Source organism: Chimaeribacter californicus, assembly GCF_002858675.1.
In the GTDB taxonomy this organism is placed as follows: Bacteria; Pseudomonadota; Gammaproteobacteria; order Enterobacterales; family Enterobacteriaceae; genus Chimaeribacter; species Chimaeribacter californicus.
Map to the genome: position 1 here is coordinate 1 of NZ_PJZF01000104.1, position 539 is coordinate 539.

Sequence of the window (539 nt, forward strand, 5' to 3'; positions counted from 1 at the left end):
CACTACTCAATACCGCAGCTGGAAGCCGCGATAATTACGGAGAGTAATGGGTGCTGTAATGTTTCAATTTTCAGCTTGTTCCGGATTGTTAAAGAGCAAAATACGTCGCAGCATACTGTTGCCAATATACTCTGAAGTATTAGTAAGACCATGGGGATGGTGGAGCTAAGCGGGATCGAACCGCTGACCTCCTGCGTGCAAGGCAGGCGCTCTCCCAGCTGAGCTATAGCCCCGTGCAGTCTTTGAATACCTTTACCCAATCTTTCTCAGACAAGGCGCGACGACACGACGTTTACATCAGTAAACAAGTGAGGAAGCAACGCAGTATGGGGAAGATTTGGTAGGCCTGAGTGGACTTGAACCACCGACCTCACCCTTATCAGGGGTGCGCTCTAACCACCTGAGCTACAAGCCTATAAAGGTATTTCTGCTCGAATTTCATCAGACAATCTGTTGTGGGCACTGCACGGTCAAATATCTTGAGGTAAGGAGGTGATCCAACCGCAGGTTCCCCTACGGTTACCTTGTTACGACTTCAC

2 tRNA genes and 1 rRNA gene are annotated in these 539 nt (G+C 49.2%); all 3 read right to left on the reverse strand.

The features are described 5' to 3' along the window. Positions 1 to 157: 157 nt before the first annotated feature. Positions 158 to 233, reverse strand: a tRNA-Ala gene (locus CYR55_RS23110). Positions 234 to 338: 105 nt separating this feature from the next. Next, a tRNA-Ile gene (locus CYR55_RS23115) sits at positions 339 to 415 on the reverse strand. 70 nt (positions 416 to 485) lie between these two features. Next, positions 486 to 539: ribosomal RNA gene (locus CYR55_RS23120) — 16S ribosomal RNA — on the reverse strand; the annotation flags it as partial.